Origin of the sequence: Treponema sp. OMZ 906, from assembly GCF_024181185.1 — a bacterium.
Classification (GTDB): Bacteria; Spirochaetota; Spirochaetia; order Treponematales; family Treponemataceae; genus Treponema.
In genome coordinates this window covers 1,341,441-1,361,503 of record NZ_CP051196.1, presented here as the reverse complement: position 1 = coordinate 1,361,503, position 20,063 = coordinate 1,341,441, and the positions used below count along the sequence as shown (strand labels likewise).

22 protein-coding genes are annotated in these 20,063 nt (G+C 40.5%); 9 read left to right on the top strand and 13 right to left on the bottom strand.

All coding sequences use genetic code 11. The annotated features are described in order from the left end of the window. Window positions 1-15: 15 nt before the first annotated feature. From E4N69_RS06080 to E4N69_RS06060, 5 genes are read right to left on the bottom strand one after another with little or no spacing between them, the layout of a single operon-like run. Window positions 16-1,080: an ankyrin repeat domain-containing protein gene (locus tag E4N69_RS06080; RefSeq protein WP_253824830.1), complete on the bottom strand. Its 1,065-nt coding sequence runs from the start codon at window positions 1,078-1,080 to the stop codon at window positions 16-18. 48 nt (window positions 1,081-1,128) lie between these two features. After that, window positions 1,129-1,770 carry a hypothetical protein gene (locus E4N69_RS06075; RefSeq protein WP_253824829.1) on the bottom strand — a complete coding sequence of 214 codons (642 nt, stop codon included), beginning with the start codon at window positions 1,768-1,770 and terminating at the stop codon, window positions 1,129-1,131. A 14-nt stretch (window positions 1,771-1,784) separates the two neighbouring features. Beyond that, window positions 1,785-2,324 carry a hypothetical protein gene (locus tag E4N69_RS06070; RefSeq protein ID WP_253824828.1) on the bottom strand — a complete coding sequence of 180 codons (540 nt, stop codon included), beginning with the start codon at window positions 2,322-2,324 and terminating at the stop codon, window positions 1,785-1,787. 20 nt (window positions 2,325-2,344) lie between these two features. Further along, a complete protein-coding gene (locus E4N69_RS06065) occupies window positions 2,345-3,202 on the bottom strand; it encodes a LamG domain-containing protein (RefSeq protein WP_253824827.1) in 858 nt (285 codons plus the stop codon). 9 nt (window positions 3,203-3,211) lie between these two features. Further along, window positions 3,212-3,781: a hypothetical protein gene (locus E4N69_RS06060; protein ID WP_253824826.1), complete on the bottom strand. Its 570-nt coding sequence runs from the start codon at window positions 3,779-3,781 to the stop codon at window positions 3,212-3,214. A 218-nt stretch (window positions 3,782-3,999) separates the two neighbouring features. Between E4N69_RS06060 and E4N69_RS06055 the strand changes: the two genes are divergently transcribed. The 8 genes from E4N69_RS06055 (at window position 4,000) to E4N69_RS06025 (ending at window position 8,238) form a co-directional block, all read left to right on the top strand. Beyond that, window positions 4,000-4,632 carry a hypothetical protein gene (locus E4N69_RS06055; protein WP_253824825.1) on the top strand — a complete coding sequence of 211 codons (633 nt, stop codon included), beginning with the start codon at window positions 4,000-4,002 and terminating at the stop codon, window positions 4,630-4,632. A gap of 10 nt (window positions 4,633-4,642) precedes the next feature. Then, a complete protein-coding gene (locus E4N69_RS06050; protein WP_253824824.1) occupies window positions 4,643-5,218 on the top strand; it encodes a hypothetical protein in 576 nt (191 codons plus the stop codon). Window positions 5,219-5,450: 232 nt separating this feature from the next. Continuing rightward, the gene (locus E4N69_RS06045; RefSeq protein WP_253824823.1) at window positions 5,451-5,948 is read left to right on the top strand and encodes a YfbM family protein; all 498 of its coding nucleotides are present in this window, start codon (window positions 5,451-5,453) and stop codon (window positions 5,946-5,948) included. Between the two features lie 55 nt (window positions 5,949-6,003). Beyond that, window positions 6,004-6,654 carry a DUF4304 domain-containing protein gene (locus E4N69_RS06040; protein WP_162663480.1) on the top strand — a complete coding sequence of 217 codons (651 nt, stop codon included), beginning with the start codon at window positions 6,004-6,006 and terminating at the stop codon, window positions 6,652-6,654. Window positions 6,655-6,690: 36 nt separating this feature from the next. Continuing rightward, window positions 6,691-6,966: an Imm17 family immunity protein gene (locus E4N69_RS06035; RefSeq protein WP_162663479.1), complete on the top strand. Its 276-nt coding sequence runs from the start codon at window positions 6,691-6,693 to the stop codon at window positions 6,964-6,966. Between the two features lie 184 nt (window positions 6,967-7,150). Then, window positions 7,151-7,285 carry a hypothetical protein gene (locus tag E4N69_RS12675; protein WP_256478600.1) on the top strand — a complete coding sequence of 45 codons (135 nt, stop codon included), beginning with the start codon at window positions 7,151-7,153 and terminating at the stop codon, window positions 7,283-7,285. A gap of 32 nt (window positions 7,286-7,317) precedes the next feature. After that, a complete protein-coding gene (locus E4N69_RS06030) occupies window positions 7,318-7,899 on the top strand; it encodes a hypothetical protein (RefSeq protein ID WP_203232451.1) in 582 nt (193 codons plus the stop codon). A gap of 9 nt (window positions 7,900-7,908) precedes the next feature. Continuing rightward, window positions 7,909-8,238 carry a hypothetical protein gene (locus E4N69_RS06025; RefSeq protein ID WP_162663478.1) on the top strand — a complete coding sequence of 110 codons (330 nt, stop codon included), beginning with the start codon at window positions 7,909-7,911 and terminating at the stop codon, window positions 8,236-8,238. Window positions 8,239-8,360: 122 nt separating this feature from the next. On the opposite strand, the gene E4N69_RS06020 is transcribed toward E4N69_RS06025, so the two are convergent. The 3 genes from E4N69_RS06020 to E4N69_RS06010 all read right to left on the bottom strand — a co-directional run bounded on the left by E4N69_RS06020 (window position 8,361) and on the right by E4N69_RS06010 (window position 13,865). After that, entirely contained in the window at window positions 8,361-10,205 is a 1,845-nt protein-coding gene (locus E4N69_RS06020; RefSeq protein WP_162663477.1) for a methyl-accepting chemotaxis protein, read from the bottom strand. Window positions 10,206-10,358: 153 nt separating this feature from the next. Beyond that, window positions 10,359-12,437, bottom strand: coding sequence for an elongation factor G (fusA, locus tag E4N69_RS06015; protein ID WP_162663476.1), 2,079 nt, complete (start codon window positions 12,435-12,437; stop codon window positions 10,359-10,361). An 825-nt stretch (window positions 12,438-13,262) separates the two neighbouring features. Beyond that, on the bottom strand, window positions 13,263-13,865 hold the full coding sequence (locus E4N69_RS06010; protein ID WP_253824822.1) for an RlmE family RNA methyltransferase: 603 nt from the start codon (window positions 13,863-13,865) through the stop codon (window positions 13,263-13,265). Between the two features lie 62 nt (window positions 13,866-13,927). On the opposite strand from E4N69_RS06010, the gene E4N69_RS06005 reads away from it, so the two are divergent. Next, window positions 13,928-14,938 (top strand): polyprenyl synthetase family protein, encoded by a 1,011-nt coding sequence (locus E4N69_RS06005; RefSeq protein WP_162663475.1) that lies wholly within the window; start codon window positions 13,928-13,930, stop codon window positions 14,936-14,938. 50 nt (window positions 14,939-14,988) lie between these two features. Here E4N69_RS06005 and E4N69_RS06000 read toward each other — a convergent pair whose 3' ends face one another. Genes E4N69_RS06000 through ftsY form a run of 5 tightly spaced genes read right to left on the bottom strand, consistent with a single transcriptional unit; the run spans window position 14,989 to window position 20,047 of the window. Next, the gene (locus tag E4N69_RS06000; protein WP_162663474.1) at window positions 14,989-16,341 is read right to left on the bottom strand and encodes an ABC transporter permease; all 1,353 of its coding nucleotides are present in this window, start codon (window positions 16,339-16,341) and stop codon (window positions 14,989-14,991) included. Beyond that, window positions 16,338-17,018 carry an ABC transporter ATP-binding protein gene (locus E4N69_RS05995; RefSeq protein ID WP_162663473.1) on the bottom strand — a complete coding sequence of 227 codons (681 nt, stop codon included), beginning with the start codon at window positions 17,016-17,018 and terminating at the stop codon, window positions 16,338-16,340. Before E4N69_RS05995 ends, E4N69_RS06000 begins: the two co-directional genes overlap by 4 nt. Continuing rightward, the gene (locus E4N69_RS05990; RefSeq protein WP_162663472.1) at window positions 17,011-18,291 is read right to left on the bottom strand and encodes an ABC transporter permease; all 1,281 of its coding nucleotides are present in this window, start codon (window positions 18,289-18,291) and stop codon (window positions 17,011-17,013) included. The genes E4N69_RS05995 and E4N69_RS05990 overlap by 8 nt, the downstream gene beginning before the upstream one ends. Further along, entirely contained in the window at window positions 18,288-19,169 is an 882-nt protein-coding gene (locus tag E4N69_RS05985) for a hypothetical protein (RefSeq protein WP_253824821.1), read from the bottom strand. The genes E4N69_RS05990 and E4N69_RS05985 overlap by 4 nt, the downstream gene beginning before the upstream one ends. After that, the gene (ftsY, locus tag E4N69_RS05980) at window positions 19,166-20,047 is read right to left on the bottom strand and encodes a signal recognition particle-docking protein FtsY (RefSeq protein WP_253715637.1); all 882 of its coding nucleotides are present in this window, start codon (window positions 20,045-20,047) and stop codon (window positions 19,166-19,168) included. Before ftsY ends, E4N69_RS05985 begins: the two co-directional genes overlap by 4 nt. Window positions 20,048-20,063 lie beyond the last annotated feature (16 nt).

Sequence of the window (20,063 nt, the reverse complement as noted above, 5' to 3'; positions counted from 1 at the left end):
TCTCATTATCAGTTATTATTCAAAAATCCGGTTCATATACTTTGTCATATTCTCTATAAAATCATCAAAGCTTGCCAAATCGATGAGCTCTTCATGCTCCATATCATAGCTTGCAATCTTTTTTGTTTTCGGATTCCATACAATATAAATATGACTGTAATCGCCGAGAGAGCGGGAAAGTCTTAATAATTTTTGTTTGCCGAATTTAAATGGAATAGTATCAATCAGTTTGAAGAACTCAAGATACACAAAGTCGGAATCCGCTAAATCAAAGTGTAGGTTTTCACTATTTAAAAATTCAATTATTTTCTTTGGCAATTTATACGATTTTAATTCATCCAATTTATTTTGCGTTTGATGAAACTCGGGAGGCTCTAATGATTTAAAATACTCCGCCATTTCCTCATCGCCTTTTTCCAAAGCTATGCTATATGGACGCATTCCATCTTTTTCGGCGGTCGTAATGTCCGCTCCATGCTTTACTAAAAATGTACACATTTCCAAATCAACATATCTTGCAGCTACACACAATGGAGTTGATTTATTGGAATATACCATGTCGGACTTATTGTAATTAATATCTGCTCCATGTTCAATTAGAAATTCTAAAACTTTATAATTACGGTCAGAAACCGCGTGGCGCAAGAGCTGTCCGCCGTATTGAGCTGCGGTATGCCCAAGCTCTTGTATAATCGAAAAATTGTCAAAGCGTTTACCATAGTACGCCTCTAAAAAAGCTTCCGAACCTACGTTGTTCGCTACATCTATCTTTGCACCATGGGAAATAAGAAACCTTATTACCTCTTCATTACAATATCTCACTGCGAGAAGAAAACTTGGATGCTCCTTTACATTGAGGTCTGCTCCTTTTTCCGTCAGCCATTTTATAGATTGAAATTTTTCCATTATCAATGCAAAATCCAAAGGAGAGAGTTCGGTGTATTTGCCGACTCTGATTGCTTTATTAAGCTTCCACCCATTTAATAGATGTTCTTCCAATGCAGAAATATTTTCATTTAGTACATCATTTAAAATTTGCGGTATAGATTCAAATCTTCCGATATTTCCGATTGTTATCATAACTAATTCCTTGTTTACCTATTTCTCGAAGTGTTAAGCACCTCTCTTTTAATCTTCAAATAATTCATGTATTTTTTTCGGTACATTAAATTTATAAGTATCATCTTCATTATCACATTTTGTCAAATTATTATTTACGGCATTTTCATTCTTTTTGAACACAAAAGCATAACCATAATTCTTGCTTTCTCTTTCAGTTTTCTCTATTTTTTCCAAGCCTATAAGATCGAATTCATATTTTCCTTTGGGTATATCAAAATCTAAACGATAATTATACGGCTCCATAATTTCTTTCGGACCGGTTTTAATATATTCCGTGTGATCTGTAATATTTTTTTTGATATTTTCAAAATCATAGTCCAAATCATCGAAGCAGGAAAAACATATTTTATTTAAATCGCCCACTTCAAGATAAAATTTTTCAAACTTGCATACTTCTTTAAATCCTTTAGGTATGACAGTTTCTTCATTTATAGAGGCGAATATATGATATTCAAAAGAATTGATACGATAAAATGGGACAAGCTTGCCTTTTTCTACAAGCTCCAGAAAAAGCTCGAAGTTCTTTTGCAGATAGCTCAAAAGCTTCTTTGCCCTGCATTTTTTTGAAGCAAGATATTCCGTAAGCAAATCAATAGGAATAATAGCCATTCCGTAACCGTCTGTTGTTAATTCTCCGATATAGTGCATTATCATTTTCTCCGTTATTTCTTTTCTCCGATAAAATCAATTACATCCGACCAACCGTCATCTTTTGCATTATAAGCCCAGCGTTTATCCGTCAAGGATTCAAGAGCATCAATGCTTTTATGCAAAGCCTCGGACATTTCTTTTCTCTTATCTGCAGGAATCGAATTTAAATATGTATCGCTTATTTTGAATCTGACATTTTGAAGAAAATTGACCGTATCTACATAGGTGCTCGAATATTCAAAAACCGTATTTTCAGGGAAACGTTTTATCACGTTTTCAAAAGCTGTTTTCATATCGGATAATTTTAATGCTGCCAATGTGTCAGGAACATAACGGATAAGCTGCGGATAATTACAGATAAATTCCCACCAACCATCTCCCTTCCAATTTCCGATGATGTTAACGGCAATATGAAAAAGGAATAAATCCTCATCGGTTTGATTTTTAATTTCTTCTATTTCTCCAATTTTCCATAGTTTACTCGAAACTTCCACAAAGAAGCTTTCATTAAAATTTTTTTGATTTTTAATTAATTCTTTCAATGTAAGCATTTTATTTCTCCTTATATTAATTATACTAAATCAGTGCATACCGCATAAACTGTATTATCATTAAAAGCTATTGTGTACAAAGTATCATCAATTACAATCATTTGTTGATCTGCTGTAATTTGAAAATTATTAAAATCTATTTTTTTAAATTCCGTACCGTTTTTTTTATTTAACAATATTGGCTTGTTTTTTATATCGGCAAGCAAGATGTAATCCTTATACTGTATAAAGTTTTCAGTTCCGCCTGTTTTATAACTATAAAGGAGACTGCCGTTATCTATATTCACGGCAAAAAACTTCCCTCCGTGCCCGGCGGTTCCAAAATATAACACACCATTTTCTTCTTTTACTTCAGTATAAAGATATGAACCTAATTTCAGCTTCCATATTATTTCTTTTGATTTACTATTTTTACATGCCATTATATATTGTGAAAACATATATATTTCAGATTCATCAAAGTAATATGTTTTACCGTCATTATATATTTTATCAATAGGTTCAGGTGATTTTCCAAGTTCAACGAGATTAGTATCGGATATTTCTATCAGCTTTGATATTGAAGAATCAAGACCTTTATACTTTCTAGTATTCAATAAGAATCTACCATCTTTTATATAACAAGCCGCATCTCTTTGATAGACAATTTCTTCTTGATGATATATAAGATGGCTCTTAGTATGCTCGGTAAAATCTTTAGAAAAAACATCGAGCAGGATATAAGTCCGTATGCACTTTTCTGCACTATTTTTTTCTTTATCGGCATGATTGAAAGCACAGTGAACAACCGCTATTTTATCTTTTAGCGGATATATTCCGACTATACAATGGCTTACAAAGGTCGTATTTTCCAATATTAACGGATATGCTTTTACCATGGTTTTTACCTAGCCCCTCTTATGCTGATATTCATAAATATCAAATCCCAATTTCTTTAAATTGCTCATTTGTTTTTGTTGATATTCTGCCGCGCCGATTCCTGTTAGAACGTCGCTGTAAATTTCACTTGCAGGCCAATCATCGTAATAATTATTGAGGAACTGAGAGATTTTTTCGTACATAGGTTGAATGATTGAAATAAAGCCCTGTTTAAGGCATTGAATATATGTTTTTTCATCAAGTATTTCAGTATGGCCGTATTTGTCAAATGAAGTTCGACGGTTGAGTGCCCCCTCAATGTCCCAAGGTGTAAATACAACTAAATGCAGAGGGCGGCTCCAGCGTTCAATATCCGTTTTATCGGGCGAAGGAAAAAGCTTTTTCCAAAAGCCTCGTTTTACTGCATAGCTACCGGTAGAAATATACAGGCGATATGGTGTATTTTCAAATGCTTCTTCGGATATTTCACCGGAAAGGGGGGCGAATACTCCATATAAATCGCAATTTAAAAGGCGGGCATAATAGGATTTTTCGCCTGCATCTATTTCGTAAATTGCGCCAAGTTCGTATCGTGCCATTTTATGTCTTCTTTTAAAGTATTTGTTTCTTTTGCCATGTACAAGCCCTTCACCAATTAAATATTGTTTATATTATATCATTTTTAAGCTGGTTTTTCTATAATAAGAATAGCTGTTCTTACGCTCTTTAAAGGATGGAAAAATACCGTAAAATCATGTATAATTTGATAAAGTAAAACCGGATATGACTTATGTTTTGATTAGGAGAGAGAAAATAAATGACCACTAAAAAATTTGCTCAATATATGGAAAAACAATGCAAGGGAATAAATAATTTTTCACTGGAATCCATTTTTGAAGAGTATATTGTACTTGTATCAGGGAAACGAATCGGAGTGCTGTATCAGGAAAAGTTTTATGTCCTTTATGCACCAACTTTTGAAAAAACGGAAAATATACTGCCTTGTTTTAAAACGGTAAATTTATTTAATTGGAAGTATTATCAATTTATTGAAGTTACAAATCTTGAAGATAAGGAGAAACTTGAAAAGATCATACATTATGTCTTTCATGAATTATATTTTCTAAAAGAAGTTGTCATTGATATAGGATTTTTATTTCAAAGTTATAGAGGCTATCCCGAAACCATTTATAAACTATATGAAGAAAATCTTACATTTCTTAATTTTGCCTATAAAAAAAAGCTGATAAAGGAAAATCCTGTAGACAGAGAAGGCAGAATTATAAAACTCTTATATACGAATCTCGATTTAACCGAAATCGGACAGAAAATTTTATATGACTTATATAATAAATGGCTGACCTATACGGATAAAAATGATGCCGATTCTTTAAAAAGAGCACGGAATATAAAACAATTGGAAAAGTATTATCAAAAACTGGTGGGATAAAAATAGATAGATGGACACGAGAATGGATAACTCAAATTTTAATATTCAAGAATGGGTAAATTTGAATTCTTATACCGACAGTAAAGGCTGGAAAGGATATTGCAGAAGAAATAAGCCTTTTACTATTTTTCGTGCAAATAAAATAGTCGGTTATTTTATGCATTTTTTTAGAAAACATACAAATAATATAATCATAGTTTCTAATATTTTCAAAGTAAAAGAATATAATCTAAATAACAGCAACATAAACAATTACATAAAATACATAGAAAAGTATTTAATTGATTTTGGATATATAGAAACAATTAGCGCTTCTATTTATGATAATGATAATTGCTTATCTTTAGGATTCAAAAAATTTCTCACTACGGATTATGATATTATATCTATGTTCTCTTTATTAATGATGATGGATGAAGGAATTGACGGGCATTGTTTTTTTGTTTTTGATGAATTAGGATTTATTGCTTATCCTCATGATGATACAGGCTTTGGATTTATACGCATCAAAAATACGAAAGTTCACTATGACGATATATTTCTAAAAAATGTATCTCAATTTTCAGATTTTACGAGCGTTTGGTAATTGTTCTAATCAAAACCGGTAATATTGTAGAGGTGTTGTTGAGTATAGCACAAGACATGGTGCATATATAATTAGGTCATTACTGATATTTATGCGGGTAATTTTTGTTCGTGCCAGCTCCAAGCATTCCATTTCTTAATCTTCTTGATTGACACTATCTTAATAACGGAGTACAAAAGACAAGAGTATTCATAAGAATGATAATTTAGATAACAGCTAAGGAGAATTTGATATGGGAATGATTGCAAACTATCAAATCATAAGTGATAGGGACTTAAAAGAACTTATGACCGAAAAAGACATTGCAGATTTTACGGAAGAACTGCAAGAATCCGAAGACTGTATTTTATTCGACATGGATAAAATGTGGGACGTTTTACATTTTGTACTTACCGGTGTTTCAGCAGGAGATCCGATAGAGGGTAACCCGCTCAGTGAAGCAATTGTCGGAGTAAATTCTTTCGAAGAATGCGAAGATTTTATCGGATATACAAAAAAGGAAAACATACGATTAATCGTGAAAAAATTAAATGAAACCGATATTGATTCTCTTTTGGAAAACTTCAGTATGCAAAAATGTAAAGAAAATAAACTGTATCCGAATATCTGGGATTATGAAGATGAAAAAGAAGAAATTATAGATGAACTTAAATGTGCATTTGCCGGACTTAAAGATTTTTATAACGAAGCAGCCCAAGCAGGTCAAAATGTTTTGGTTTCCATTTACTAAAATGTGAAGATTTTGAAATATTAGAATTTTGGAAATGAGTTTTTAGGAGGAAGTTATGAAACCAAGAGAACTTTGCGAAAAAGCATGGCAAGAAATAGCACGCAATTTCCCTGACTTTAAAGTGTTAGGTAAAGGAAAGACTTTACGAAAAATTGCAAATAACAAAGACATTATCTTTGAAATATATTTTCAAGCTAATAAATACAATTGTGAATCTAATGTTGAGTTTATCCCGCATATCAACATTTATTCAAAGGCTATGAAAAAAGCAGGAAAAACCGGTGAGGGAATTATTTACGGCGGAGAGCTTAGTTCTTTAGCCGGAAGAAAAACGGGTGCTTGGTGGCAGTTGGCCGGAGCAAGCTATAAAGATACCGTAACGCAAATTACGGGATTATTACATAAACACATTATGCCTTTATTTGCAGACTTTGAAGATACAAATAAAAATATCGAAAGAATTTTAAACGGCTCATTAAAAGGGTATGCTTTGCTCTACTATATCTACTATTTTGGCGGTAAAGAGCCGGCTGAAAGATACTTTAATAAAGTTATCAAAGAAAATAAGTTAAAGAAAAAATATATTTCGTTTTATAACTCATTAAAAGAAATTCCAAAAGAAAACATCGATTTGCATTTTGAAGACTTTTACGGTGCAAGTTTAATCAAATTTGCATATTTACATGGTTTAGAAATTATTCAATAATCTTTAGAAAAATGGGACAAGAGGAGGTGGTAAACTATGGACGAGCGTATTGAGCAATGGATAAAAAATAATCCTGCTATTTTCGGAAAAATAATAGCGGTTGTGGTTTTTGTTTTCGGAGTTTGCCTCATTATAGGCGCCATCAGAGATTGGGATTGGCTGTATGCGCCGGACGCTCACTATCAAAGTAAATGGGGAATGGGACAGATAAGTCGTTATTTTGGCCGTCCTGTTGCCCGCATAATAGGTTTTGTAGGCGGTATTTTCTTTGCTATTGTCGGAGGTATTTTTATTTATGGTGTGTTTAAATAAAAATGAAAAAAGCGTCGCTAAAAGAAGGGCATAAACAAATGGTATGATGAATGGAATTAAGGGAAACATACATTCGGTTTGTGTCTAAACAGAAAAACGGATTTTTTGATGAAGACTTATTAATATATTCTTTGAAAAATTAAATGAAAGATTTAAGCAATGGAAGAAAAATGGAGCTGTACCGATGAGAGCATTTGAAATTTGTATCGACTGCATATATGTACTTTCAAAAACTGCTCAAAAGCTTTCAGAAAAAGACTTGGAGAAATCAAAGACTGTAAAAGACGAAATGTATGGTCTTTTAATGGGATTTGAATAGACAACACATAATATAGTTAATAGGGGTAAAAAGTGTTCCCAAATTATTTAGACGGTGCAAAGGTTAAATACTATACAAAAAAAGATGATTTTGGTACCGTCGACTGCAATGACGGAAAGAAAACTCTCGATATAAAACATCTTGCAATTTGCAGTTATGCAAATGAGCAAGGTTTTTATTTGTTTTTCTGTGATGAAAAATTCAACACAGTTAGTGATTATTTTTTTGACACGGTAGAAGAATGTAAAATAATAGCGGAAAACTCAAAAGAAAATATTGTGTGGATTGAAAAAACAAACAGTGCGGCTGAATTTACTTTTGAAGAGATTAAAACCTTATTATTAAAAAGCATAGATGAGTACCACTGCGAAGCCGAATTACACATATTTTTTGCAGATAACCCCGAAGAGTATATGATTATTATCTACAAAGACCATTGCTCCTTTCAGAGATGCGGCAGTAATGATAAAAAATCAAGCGGAGAATATAATTACAAGTCATTAGATGAATTATATACAGCGGCACAAGTCGATGATATCATCTTAAAAAGAGATTGGGATAAAATTACCGCATTTAACTGTGAAGATTTTGAAATATTAGGATTTTGGAAATAAGTTTTTAGTATGAAAAAAACCACACGCACAAGACATACGATAGGGACAGGACTCAAGATTACGGGACTGATTATCTACATTTTTTCGATTGTGGTTATGTCTTTTTTGGAAATACCAATCACAAAAATATTGGGAGTACCGGACGGTGTATTGGATCTGCAAATGGTCAGCTTCGGTATCGGGTGTATGATATGGGGACTCGGAGTTCTTGTAGATCCCGAAACCCGAGTGAGTCGTGTCAATGAAGAGGCCGGCAGAGGGCTCGCCGTACTACTCGGAATCTGCCTTATCCTATTCGGTATTTTTATAATCGTACTGTTTGTCTTTTTTTTGCGATAAACGTATCGGCAAACAGTCTCTTCCGTTAATTTGACTGCTTTTATACTAATGAAGCGGGGAGCTTCTCAAGCACATTTTCCATTATGCGTGTGCAATAGAAACTCCCTATGTATCTTTTAAAATTACAGCGAAAGCTGATTTAGATACTTCATGACATTCTGCGCAGCTTTTCGATTCCGCGCACTGCTATCGCTTACCTCATCGATAACTTTTCTAATCTGTTCCGTGTCACCGCTTACACTGCTGATCGTGTTATCAATATTTTGAGTAATTTCTACCAACCTTGCCATCTCTTTACCGACTTCCGTATTACCCGAGCGTATTTGTAAGGAGCTCTCCTTAACCCGCGCCGTTATAGCATTGACTTCTTTAACGGATTCAAGCACTTGCGTATTACCGTCATTTTGTTTCGTTACCGATTCCATAATGGTATTACTGCCGCTATTAACCGTCGAGAGCTGCCGCATAATTTCTGCAAACTGAATAGCAGTTTCTTCCGCAACCGAATTCAATGCTTCAATTTTTTCCTTCAGTGTTTTTAACACCGCAGTAATAGTCTTCCCTTGCGTACTTGATTCCTCGGCAAGTTTCCTGATTTCGTCGGCGACAACTGCAAACCCCTTACCAACATCCCCCGCATGAGCAGCCTCGATAGCAGCATTCATTGCAAGTAAATTGGTTTGGCTTGCAATATGCTGAATGACGTTACTTGCTTCCAGTAATCCTTCGGATTGATCGCTAATATTTTTCACAATTGTATGGGCGTTCGAGACCGCTGCATTACCGGCATCGGCTGCGCTATTTAAATGCTTAATCGAATCGACGGTATTTTCTATCGTATGGGTAACCGATTGAATATCGAAAACCATTCGTTCAATAACAAAAACCACTTGACCGATGGAAGTTGATTGTGTTTCAATACTGTTATCAAGATCTTCGATATTTTCTATCGCTTGCTGCAAGTTTTCCTGCATCTCTAAAACGCCGCTCGACTGCTCTTTGATACGCTCCCGCACAAAAGATACGCTTTCACCGATTTTCTCGGCGGCTTTAGAGGTTATCTTCATGTTAGAAGAAAGCGCTTCCGCTGTGTGGGTTGAAACGGCAACACTTTCATTCAGCTCGTTTAAGAAAGTCTTATTAAATGAGAGCAATCTATTAAAGTCCAATAGTAAAAGAGATATTTCATCCCGTGTCCATGCCGTAAGCATCTCTTGTCGGTAATCTCCGTTTGCCAATTTCCTAACAATTTGTTGAATCAGCGATATTCTTCTTCCAAATGAGCGTATAATTGTTAGCAAATTAAATACTGAAAAAAATAAGCCATATATAAAAAGAGGTAAAGCTGCGGTAATCAACTTAACATGGGTATCATGTTGTTGATATCGTACAAGTGGTGAAAGGACGAGTAGAACGATTGCTACAATACATGCGATGCTTACGAATACTACTCGTTTCAACATAGAGAGCGTAAGGCTTTCCTCATCGACCGGTACGAATAGAACCCATTTTTCAAAACTCCTTACCGTATATGCGCAGAATAAACCACCGATTAATAAGATATTACCGATTGTGCTGAACATCGCGGATAAAAAGATTCCAGTGCTTTGCAGCAAACCCATTTCAAGCGAAATAAAGAACGGAACAGTAATCGCTATAAGAACCGGAAATATCAGTAATAATTGTTCATAGAGTGTAATGCATTTTTTTGCCTTATGAGGATTTTCCTTCCAATTAATGATCGACGGAAATAATAGGTGTTGTTTTATAACAGGATTGATGAACGCAAGAATTAAACCGATAATGAAAGCTTTTGTCCTGATAACACCGTTTAAACTACCGGTACTGCCGATAAAAGGTGAAGTAATAAAATTAGCTGCTATCCATCCGAGATTAGTACATAAATCGAGAATAAGAATTTGTTTAGGGGGATCTTGATACTCCGGACTTGCTGTTGTTTCTGCCATAATATTCTCCTTTCTGTGTATATGTGCCAACTTTTTTATATGGTGGAAACGGGGATGTCCCAAAAGTTTCTATCTTTCAGAACATCCTCAACAAACTTAAAATTAAGTTTTTATATATCAATGACTTAATTTTAAGTATTACAGCTAGAAATATTACTCCTCTTGTTCTTCGATAAATGCCTTGGCAGCGGCAACTACTTCATCGGCAATTTTACCGGATATCGGGTCGTAATGATCAAACGACATTTCGAAAGAGCCGGTACCGCTGGTCATCGACCGTAAATCGATAGCGTAACGGAGCAGTTCTTTATGCGGTACCTGTGCACGGATTTCTTCAATACCGTTTGCAAGTTGAGACTGTCCGAGAATGCGTCCGCGGCGTGAAGATAGATCACTCATAATATCGCCGAGGTAGGCCGTTTCCACATAGACCGTCAAATTCATAATCGGTTCCAGAAGGATGGGACCTGCATTGCGCATTGCATTTTTAAATGCGTTTCGGGCGGCGATCTTAAAGGCCATTTCCGATGAATCTACCGGATGCTCTTTACCGTCTAACACTGTCGTACCGACATCGACAACGGGATAGCCCGCCATGACGCCGTTTTCCATTGCTTCTTTTACACCCTTTTCAACACCGGGAATGTAGCCCTTGGAAATCGCACCGCCGAATACCGCATTGGTAAAGCTGTACTTTGCGCCGCGCTCCAACGGTTCAATTGCCAAGACGACCCGTCCGAACTGTCCGTGTCCGCCCGACTGTTTTTTATGCGTATATTCCGCCTGTGCTTTTTGCCGGATGGTTTCACGATAGGCAATGCGGGGGATGGAGGTTTGTACTTCAATCTTTGTCTGTTTTTTGATGCGGTCAAGCACAATGGAGGTATGCAAGTCTCCCATGCCGGAAAATACATTCTGCTTTGTTTCAGGGTTGTAGACAAAAGAGAGCGTCATGTCTTCCTCGCAGGCGCGGAGTAACTGCTCGCCGAGTTTGTCGTCATTTTTCTTATCGACGGCTGCAACTGCAATTGAATAGATAGGATCGGGATTGCGCAGTTTTACAAACGGCGGGCAATCTTGAGAGGCGGCAAGGGTATCGTTGGTTTTTGCTGCCGCGAGTTTAACCGCAACGCCGACATCTCCGGCTACAAGTTCTTTTACTTCGGTCAGTTTCTTTCCAACAGCGCGATATAACTTACCGACTCGCTCTTTCTTTTGTTCGTTAATGTTATATACTTCTGCATCCGACACGAGCGTGCCGGTAATAACTTTGATGTACGAAAGCCGCCCTGAAAACTGGTCGTTTGCAGTTTTAACGATAAAGCCGGAGAATGCGGGCTCCGGATCGATTTTGACGGTACACTCCTCTTCGCCTTTTACCGCACGTTCCAAACAACCGGCCGGAGAGGGTAAAATCTCCGTGATAAAGCGTAAAAGCGCTGTTAAACCGAGTCCCATTTGTGCGGCTCCGGCAAAAATCGGCACAATTCTATTGTTCTTCATCGCGAGCGTGAGCCCCTTCGCAATTTCGTCACTGCTGAGTTCACCTTCGTCGATAAATTTTACCAATAAATCTTCGTCGCCTTCCGCTGCAGCTCCTGCAAGTACCTCGCGCATTTCTTCGTATCGCTTTTTTTCCGAATCGGGAATAGGTATTTCCTTTTCTTTACCGTTTGAATCTGTTTGATAAGCAACACCGTGCAGGACATCGACGATCCCTGCAAGATCGTTACCTTTTCCGATCGGAAAGGTAACGGCAAATACATCAGCGTTGAATTGGGTTTTGACATCCTGCATCGCATGATTAAAGTCGGCGCGGTCTTCGTCCATCTTATTGACAAAAACCAAGCGGGGTTTATTTCGGCGGTCAAGGTCTCGCCAGTATTTGATGGTTTCAATCTGCACTCCCGATTTTGCATCGAGTACCATTAAACCCGTTTCTGCCGACCGGAAAGCCGCGATAACTTCGCCCATAAAGTCCGAAGAGCCGGGAGTATCCCAGAAATTGATCACCGTATCATTCCAATTTGTTGATACCAGCGCCGAATATATCGAAATTTTTCGCTCTATTTCTTCGGGGGTGTAGTCGCTAACCGTTTTACCGCCTGCAACCGGCTCCGCCCGTGCAATTGTACCCGTTACTGCCGCAAGATTTTCAATAAGTGTTGTTTTGCCGGACTGCCCGTGCCCTGCAATCGCAATCGTTCTTATGTTCTCTGTTCCAATTCCCATCACGAAGCTCCTCATAAGATGTTAAAAAGTATTCTATATTATATATTGTAAGGGCTAGTTGTAGGTATTGTCAAGGAAATAATCGAGAACTTCAAAGTTAAACGCATCAGATACCTTTTGAAATAGCCGGTACATCTACTTCGTTGCCTTGCCAAAAGTGTACATCCTTGTACACTTTTGGCAGCGAGTTTCAGCATCGCTGAAACATCGCTTCTGATATAACCAGCGGCATCCGTGCCGCTACTGAAAAATCCTCAACGTGTCAGAACTGCCAAGGATGGCAGTGGTTTCGAGCGGAATCTAGTTCGCAATGCGAACTAGCAGACAAAGAATGAACACGGACGTTTATTCTTTGTCGTGCCTGCGGTTAATTTGTGCTCGCGCCTCGTATCTATACCGTCTATTTCAAAAGGCCAATGAAGAGTTTGTTTTTAAAAAACCTCGTGATTTTGCGATTCTTATCTATTTATCTGATGCGTTTACCCATCTGCCAAAAAAAGATGTACGAAATTTTATTTCCTTAAAATGCAACAGTTGAACAAAATATGAATTTTGGAAACTGTTGCATTCGTGCGCGAAAAGCGCACACATCAATGCGCAAGTTTTCGAAAGAAAACTTGACGGTTAATACATCCGCCACGGACGGCGGTGGTTAGAGCAGAAGCGATATTTTGGCTTTGCCAAAATTCGTCATCAACTGATGGACAGGGATGTTCATCAGTTGATGAAGGCATCATTGTAGACGCTCACCTTATACCTATGAAATTTCGTACAGGAGGAAGACAACCGCTTAAAATACTTGTACTGCGGTTGTCCTACGAGAACTTACCCACGGTTTTTAAAGTCTAGGCCGAGCAGGTAGGTTTCGAAGCTGCTGCTACGGCATGCTTCCGGTTTAAAAGCTCGGGCGGTTTTAAATAGCTTCCGCATCTGCTGTAGGTACTGCTGTTCGCTGCCGCCTTGAAAGATTTTAACAACAAAGCTGCCGTGAGCTTCAAGCTGCGTTTCGGCATAGTAAAGCGCCATATCGACAAGGGCGGCGGAGCGGGCGGTATCGACGATTTTATTACCGGTGGTGGCGGGCGCCGCGTCGCAGATAACGGAACGGTAGGGGCCGCAGTTTTTTACAGCAGCAGCCATGGCCGCCGCTGTCAGATCTCCTTGGAAAAACGAAAGCCGCGGATCCTGTATCGATTCCGAAAGCGGCTGCAAATCCACTGCACATACGCGCCCTTCCGGAGAAAGAAACCGCAGTAAAAATGTTGTCCAGCTCCCCGGCGCGGCACCGAGGTCAAGCACGCTGTCATTTTTCCCAAACAGGTTAAATTTCTTTTGCATTTCTTCTAATTTATAGACCGACCGCGCAGGATAGCCTTCCGAAAAAGCCTTCCGCGACCAATAGTCCGGTTCTCGATACTGATTTCCCATCTGTTCCTTTGCACTTTGCTAGAGTAGTTCTCTATCAATAAAATATGAGGTATAATAGTAGTATGAATGATGAATTTAAGCAACGGCTTGAAAAGATTGAAGGCGCACTGCGAACTGCATTTTTACCCGATGTACCGGAGTCCGCTGCGGGACAAAATCCTATTGCACTTTTATCCGCTCCGTGCGCCTCGTTGGTGTCCGGCGGCGGGAAACGCTGGAGACCGCTGCTTGCGGTTCTTGCCTATCAGCTTGCAGGGGGCAGCGGTGATGACATTTACACGCTTGCGCCGCTTATCGAAGGAATCCATACGGCAAGCCTTATTCATGATGATATAGAAGACAATTCCGAACTGCGCCGCGGAAAACCTGCCGCTCACGTGGCCTACGGGCTCGATTCGGCACTCAATTCGGGCAGCTGGCTTTACTTTCGGGCATTGCAATCGATTGAAGGCTATCATGCCCCTGCCGACATAAAGCTCGATTTATATACTGCGGCGCTCACACATATCCGTGCTTTGCACGAAGGACAGGCACTCGATATCCACTGGCATCGGACGGCGGGGTTTTTCCCTTCACGGCAGGATTATGAGCGGATGATCCGCTTAAAGACCGGAGCGCTCGCTGCGCTTGCCGCCTATACCGGTATGCGCGCTGCAGGAAAAGAACATGAAGAAAGCAACGTTTTTGCAGCGCTGTTTGCAGAAGCCGGCGTCGGCTTTCAAATACTCGATGATGTAAAAAATATCAGCACGGGAAATGCCGGAAAAAAACGGGGCGACGATATTGTGGAAGGGAAGAAGAGTATGCCTGTAATCCTGCATATCGAAAAACATCCCGAAGATGCTGCAGCTCTTACCGCTTATTTTGAACAGGCGCGGCGAGAAGGTATCGATTCTCCTGCGATAGAAAAAGCGATAGCACTGCTGAGCTCAAGCGATTCGATTGCCGATGCGGAAGCGCAGGGAAAGAAAACCATCGATTTAGCGCTGGAACAGCTTGCTGCCCGATACGGCAATGCGGCAAAAGAGAAGTTTAAAAGACTCTTTAATCTGATGCAAGGTAAAAATTTATAGGCATTGGAATTTTTTCTATTTCCGGAATTTTATTAGCATATTATCAGCCCTTACAGTTTCCGCATACTGTCCAAGGGCTTTTCTTTACCTGCATACACGGCAGGCAGCAAGCAGACAATCACCGACAAAATAAGCGTTCCGGCGGCGATTATATACAGTTCGGTCGCATTTAAGGATATAGGGATATACTCCAAATAGTATTCAGGTGCTAAGAGGCGGATGGTTTGGGGAACACCCGTTTTTCCCACCATATAATAAAGTGCAGTCTGTCCCGCATTGATTGCATATTCAAAAAAGGTAAACAGTTCATTGATGTGTAAAGCTGCAAGGATACCGCCGGTTAAGCCGATACAGAGTCCTGCTGCTCCCGTAAAGAGACCTGCAATTAAAAACGACAGGGTAATAAAAAACGGATGTGCGCCGGTCGCTTTAAGAATTGCAATTTCCTTCCGCCGCTCCATGATGAGCATCACCATTGCCGATGAAACATTGACCGAGGCAGCAAGAAGAATCAAAAACATGATGAACATCAAAAGATTCTTTGAAGTCTGAAATGAATAAAATTGAGAGCGGTTTAGATCCTGCCACGTATATACCGAAAAACCTGCCGGCAATAATTGTTGGATGGCATCTTTCGCATCAGCAAGCAAAGTGGCATTGAAAGGATCTGCAATACTGACCGTAAGAGCGCTCAGCGAGGACTGAGGCGATAACACTGCATCGGCAGATGCCAACGGGATAAAGATCCACAATGCATCTAATTCCTGATAACCGGAAGAAAGAATACCGGCAACCTTAAAACGAGTAAGTTTCGGCTTTGTCTGATTACCTGTATACTGTGGCACTAGCGTAAGCAGAGAGCAGCTATCTCCAACTTTAAGACCGGTTTTCTCCGCAATCTTTTTACCGAGCAGAATTGATCGGGCATCGTCAAACTCAAGATTACCGTCTACTACCGTTAATAGATTCCGTGCAGCAGGATTTCCGGTAAAATAGCCCGCCTCTATCGCCCGTATCGTGCCCCCGCTGCGGCCGACTTTGCCGATCAGTAAGCCGGTACCTTCCTGCTGCTGCCGCGAACCGGTGAGTAGCAAACGTGTATTCATGCGGATTGAATCAAAAACTTCTTGAGCGCTTCGCTTCCGATCAGCGGCTGTTTGTACACTGCGCGGTGCAGGGCGTAGGTCGAGTATCTGTATATGCCCGCTTCCGAGCTCAATCATACGAGAGGTAATCCCCTTTATCATCCCATCTGACACCACAAGCACGATGACCAACGGGATAATACTGATACCGATGCCCCAGATGGCGCCGATTAAACTCTTCCGCGCGTTAGAGACTGCCGTACCTGCGTTGAGTCCGAGATACCGCAGCGCCAGTTTCCATGCCAGTAAAAAATTCATAAGAGATTCAGCTTCCCTTGTTCAAGCCGATAGCATAGATCGGTATCGGCAGCGATTCCCTGATCATGCGTTACGATGATGAGCGTTTTATGATGCTTATCCGCTATCGAAAAGAGCAGCTCTTGAACCCCGTGCGCATTCGCAGGGTCAAGGTTGCCGGTCGGTTCATCGGCCAAAATAAGCGAGGGATCATTTATAAGCGCACGAGCAACCGCTGCCCGCTGCCGCTCCCCTCCCGACAGTTGAGAAGGGAAATGATGAAGCCGTGTTTCCAGTTTGACATCCTGCAAAAGCGCAGCAGCCTTCTCTTTTACCTCTTTTTTCGGCATACCGGCGATGAGGGCAGGCAGCATTACATTTTCAAGCGCTGTAAAATCCTTCAGCAAGTAGTGAAACTGAAAGATAAAACCGAGATAAAACCGTCGGTAGTCCGTTAATCCGCTTTCATTGAGCCGGTGCAATTCGTACCCGCCCGCAACAATCTCTCCCGAATCAGCCTGTTCCAAACCGCCGACAATATTCAAAAAGGTACTTTTCCCGGAACCGGACTCCCCTACTACGGCAATTTTTGCCGGACACTCGATTATCAGGTCTAAATTTTGTAAAATACGGATTGAATCCGCCTCCGACTGAAATGTCTTTGAGACGTTCGTCAGTGCTAAAATCGGTTTATTCATAGCGTAGCACCTCTGCAGGTTTTAGAGTAAGAATTTTCCGGGCTGCAATTGAAGCGGCAAAGCTTGCCGAAAAAACTCCGAACAAAAATATCAAGAATACTTCGTTAAAAAAAATGCGAACCGGTACCGAATCAATATAAAAATACTGAGGACTGAAAATACTGAAACCGGTAAAAAACGTATACTCCAACAAAATGTTTGCCGCTTCAATGACGGTATTTACCAGATATTCAGCCAGCAGAAATACCCGATTGATGTCGGCGGAAAGCAGCAGCCCCAATAGTAAGCCGATTAAAGCACCCAGAAGTCCGATGGTAAAACCGTTTGCGATAAAGAGAGCTTGGATATGCTCCTTTTTAGCTCCCAATGAGGCAAGCACCGAAATCTCTTCCCGCCGCTCATAGATGGAACGCCGCATCCCGTTGTAAATATTCACCGTAACCACTACAAAGATTAAAAACACAAGTATAAACATCGTATTTTTTTCGATGCGTAGTGCACCGAAAAACGCCTGATTATAGGTGCGCCAGGATTCGGCTTTCAATTCGGGCACAGCTGTGGAAATGTGGGCAATATAGATCCCGTCGGCTTCAGAGTTTCGAAGTTTTACGGCAGCAGACAGCTCCTGCTGTTTGCCACAGAGCAGTTCGCCGGTATCGGTTGACACAAAGGCAAACCCTGCATCAATTGCATAATAGCCGGTCTTCATTAAACCGGTAACCGTACATTCCGCATCTTCCGGAAATATATCGGTATCAGCAGTCCCCGAAAGTACAAGAAGTGAAATTTTATCCCCGATAGAAACCGAAAGCATACGGGCAAGCTCATACCCAAGCACGACAGAATACGGCACACTGAGGTCAAAGCGACCTTCCATCATTGTTATAGCGCCGGCAAAGCCACGGTCATCGCCTAAGATTGTTTCGGGCACAGCGCGCAGTATGGCGGGCTGCTGCCTGCCGTAATTTCCCTGCATTACCGTTTGTGTTTCTGAAAATATAGAAAAAGATTGGAACCCGCCTGCAGCCTTTGCCTTTTCAAGTGCCGCTTCGGAGCCGTACAGCTGCACATGCGCCGAACTTACCTGTAAGATGGTGTCGATAAAGCTACGCTGAAAACCGTTCATCACGGCAAGGATCACAATCAAGACCATAACTCCGAAAGCAATACCGAGTACGGAAAGGATTCCGGTAACTGCCGAACGCCCCTTGGTATCTGCGGCATTAAACCGCCGCAATACAAAAAAAATCCATGCGAGGTCGGTACGTTTCATTGTTCCTCTCCTGCATATACTTCTTTGTCATCGACATATAAGTGTATAATATGAGGAATATTACCCAGTTCGATAAGGGCCGTTTTTTTTCCGTTCCGATATTTAGTCTGAGAAACAGCCTTATCTCCGGCAAACACCCATACCGATTTGTCGGTATTTTTCCCCGCGGTAATTGTCTGCTCAATTAGTTTACCGTCGCTGTTATATACATTTTCCGTCTTTGAGGTTAATGTCTTTCCTTTATATCGTTCAATAGTCAACTCTTTTCCCTGCTCGTTATAACGGAACGTCTCCGATCCATCCGCGCGAAGTATCTGCTTTTTTGTGGGATGACGGGTTTTTCCTTTATATGCCCACTCTGTTTTTTCAATAGCCGTACCATCTTCGTAAAGTACCGCAAAGGTAGAACGCCCCTGGCGATCAAAAGTCTCGTAGTACCATCTGTTCCCGTCTGCGACGGTCAATCCCTTGCTATGGATAGAGGCAAAAGCTACATCAGCAGATTCACCACTTTCGTCTTTTTTCTCGTCTTTTACGGCTGATGCAGTGGTTCCGTCATTATCAACCGTTTTTCCATCTGTATCCGCTGTCGACGGAGCAAATTCATCACTTTTTGCAGGTTCCATGGAAGCTTCTTTTCTTGTCGTAGCAGGTGTCGAAGTCATTTCATGCTCTTTTGTAGATTCGGCAGAAAGTTTCTCTGCTTGGGTAGTATCTATCGGCGCTGAGTTTGCCTGAATATCCGGAGTGCTATCTACCGCCCCACCCGGCACTGTACCGATCGAAGTATCCGTTAATTCGATTCCATCAGCAATGCCAAACGGCAATTGGCGGAATGCAGACACTAAAATGAAGAGACAAAAGGCAAAACGTTTCATACCGGCATACCGATAAATTCCCGTAGATAGGTATCGGCATTGAAAGGGGCAAAGTCCCCGTATTTTTCGCCGGTGCCGGTAAAAATGACCGGCAGATTCAGCTGCCGTCCCACACTGAGCGCGATACCACCCTTTGCCGTCGAATCGTATTTTGTCAGGATGACTGCATCGACACCGACCGCCTCGTGAAACACCTCAGCCTGCCTGAAACCGCTTTGTCCCGCCGTTACGTCGAGCACGAGTATTTTTTTATAACATCCCTCATCGGTTTTAGATTCGGCAATCCTATTGATCTTTTGCAATTCCCGTACAAGGTTTTCCTTATTATGGAGTCGCCCTGCGGTATCGGCGATGACAAGTCCTCCTCCCTGCGCCCGCGCTGCCTGTGCCGCATCAAAGATAACCGCTCCCGGATCTCCGCCGTACTGATGTGCAATAACCCGCACTCCAAGCTGTTTGCCGTGATATTCAAGCTGTTCTATCGCAGCGGCCCTAAAAGTATCCGCAGCGGCAAGTATGATCGGCGCTTCAAAGCGAGGCTTATAATACTGAGCAAGCTTTGCCGCTGTCGTGGTCTTCCCTACTCCATTCACCCCCAGTAGCAAATACACGGAGGTTTTATCTTTCTCCGGCGTAAAAGAGACGACCGGCAAAAAAGGAAGCAAAATATCGTATAAAATTTGCAATACTTGTTCTTGCTGTTCAACCTTCCGTTTTTTACATTCTGCACGAAGCATGTCTTCAATCTCGAATGCAAATTGAGCACCGATATCGCCTTCTACCAAAGTATCGGTAACACTTTCAAAAAAAGAATCGTCCAATTTGGAATGAATGCCGAACAGTTTCTTTAAGCCTTCGGAAAAACTTCTTTTAGCCATATTTCTCTCCAGTATA

Bases quoted from the DNA above. Each gene is read 5' to 3' on its own strand.
- E4N69_RS06080 (WP_253824830.1), bottom strand. From the start codon at position 1,080: ATGATAACAATCGGAAATATCGGAAGATTTGAATCTATACCGCAAATT.
- E4N69_RS06075 (WP_253824829.1), bottom strand. From the start codon at position 1,770: ATGCACTATATCGGAGAATTAACAACAGACGGTTACGGAATGGCTATT.
- E4N69_RS06070 (WP_253824828.1), bottom strand. From the start codon at position 2,324: ATGCTTACATTGAAAGAATTAATTAAAAATCAAAAAAATTTTAATGAA.
- E4N69_RS06065 (WP_253824827.1), bottom strand. From the start codon at position 3,202: ATGGTAAAAGCATATCCGTTAATATTGGAAAATACGACCTTTGTAAGC.
- E4N69_RS06060 (WP_253824826.1), bottom strand. From the start codon at position 3,781: ATGGCACGATACGAACTTGGCGCAATTTACGAAATAGATGCAGGCGAA.
- E4N69_RS06055 (WP_253824825.1), top strand. From the start codon at position 4,000: ATGACCACTAAAAAATTTGCTCAATATATGGAAAAACAATGCAAGGGA.
- E4N69_RS06050 (WP_253824824.1), top strand. From the start codon at position 4,643: ATGGACACGAGAATGGATAACTCAAATTTTAATATTCAAGAATGGGTA.
- E4N69_RS06045 (WP_253824823.1), top strand. From the start codon at position 5,451: ATGGGAATGATTGCAAACTATCAAATCATAAGTGATAGGGACTTAAAA.
- E4N69_RS06040 (WP_162663480.1), top strand. From the start codon at position 6,004: ATGAAACCAAGAGAACTTTGCGAAAAAGCATGGCAAGAAATAGCACGC.
- E4N69_RS06035 (WP_162663479.1), top strand. From the start codon at position 6,691: ATGGACGAGCGTATTGAGCAATGGATAAAAAATAATCCTGCTATTTTC.
- E4N69_RS12675 (WP_256478600.1), top strand. From the start codon at position 7,151: ATGAGAGCATTTGAAATTTGTATCGACTGCATATATGTACTTTCAAAA.
- E4N69_RS06025 (WP_162663478.1), top strand. From the start codon at position 7,909: ATGAAAAAAACCACACGCACAAGACATACGATAGGGACAGGACTCAAG.
- E4N69_RS06020 (WP_162663477.1), bottom strand. From the start codon at position 10,205: ATGGCAGAAACAACAGCAAGTCCGGAGTATCAAGATCCCCCTAAACAA.
- fusA (WP_162663476.1), bottom strand. From the start codon at position 12,437: ATGGGAATTGGAACAGAGAACATAAGAACGATTGCGATTGCAGGGCAC.
- E4N69_RS06010 (WP_253824822.1), bottom strand. From the start codon at position 13,865: ATGGGAAATCAGTATCGAGAACCGGACTATTGGTCGCGGAAGGCTTTT.
- E4N69_RS06005 (WP_162663475.1), top strand. From the start codon at position 13,928: ATGAATGATGAATTTAAGCAACGGCTTGAAAAGATTGAAGGCGCACTG.
- E4N69_RS06000 (WP_162663474.1), bottom strand. From the start codon at position 16,341: ATGAATTTTTTACTGGCATGGAAACTGGCGCTGCGGTATCTCGGACTC.
- E4N69_RS05995 (WP_162663473.1), bottom strand. From the start codon at position 17,018: ATGAATAAACCGATTTTAGCACTGACGAACGTCTCAAAGACATTTCAG.
- E4N69_RS05990 (WP_162663472.1), bottom strand. From the start codon at position 18,291: ATGAAACGTACCGACCTCGCATGGATTTTTTTTGTATTGCGGCGGTTT.
- E4N69_RS05985 (WP_253824821.1), bottom strand. From the start codon at position 19,169: ATGAAACGTTTTGCCTTTTGTCTCTTCATTTTAGTGTCTGCATTCCGC.
- ftsY (WP_253715637.1), bottom strand. From the start codon at position 20,047: ATGGCTAAAAGAAGTTTTTCCGAAGGCTTAAAGAAACTGTTCGGCATT.